This window comes from Calidifontibacter terrae, assembly GCF_054778835.1.
This window is the reverse complement of sequence record NZ_BAAGZF010000003.1, coordinates 1-604: the sequence shown is the minus strand read 5'-3', so window position 1 is coordinate 604 and position 604 is coordinate 1. Positions and strand designations below refer to the sequence as shown.

The following is a 604-nucleotide window of genomic DNA, read 5'->3' as shown; positions in this document are numbered from 1 at the left end:
AGCGTGACATCATTCTGTGGGCCGTACGCTGGTACTGCAAATACGGCATCAGTTACCGTGAGCTGCAGGAGATGCTGGCTGAACGCGGAGTGAATGTCGATCACTCCACGATTTACCGCTGGGTTCAGCGTTATGCGCCTGAAATGGAAAAACGGCTGCGCTGGTACTGGCGTAACCCTTCCGATCTTTGCCCGTGGCACATGGATGAAACCTACGTGAAGGTCAATGGCCGCTGGGCGTATCTGTACCGGGCCGTCGACAGCCGGGGCCGCACTGTNACAGCCGGGGCCGCACTGTCGATTTTTATCTCTCCTCCCGTCGTAACAGCAAAGCTGCATACCGGTTTCTGGGTAAAATCCTCAACAACGTGAAGAAGTGGCAGATCCCGCGATTCATCAACACGGATAAAGCGCCCGCCTATGGTCGCGCGCTTGCTCTGCTCAAACGCGAAGGCCGGTGCCCGTCTGACGTTGAACACCGACAGATTAAGTACCGGAACAACGTGATTGAATGCGATCATGGCAAACTGAAACGGATAATCGGCGCCACGCTGGGATTTAAATCCATGAAGACGGCTTACGCCACCATCAAAGGTATTGAGGTG

Annotated in this window: 1 pseudogene; it reads left to right on the top strand. The window is 54.9% G+C overall.

Going from position 1 to position 604, the window contains the following annotated elements:
- Window positions 1–8: 8 nt before the first annotated feature.
- Window positions 9–604, top strand: a pseudogene (locus ACYU98_RS06690) (IS6 family transposase); the annotation flags it as partial.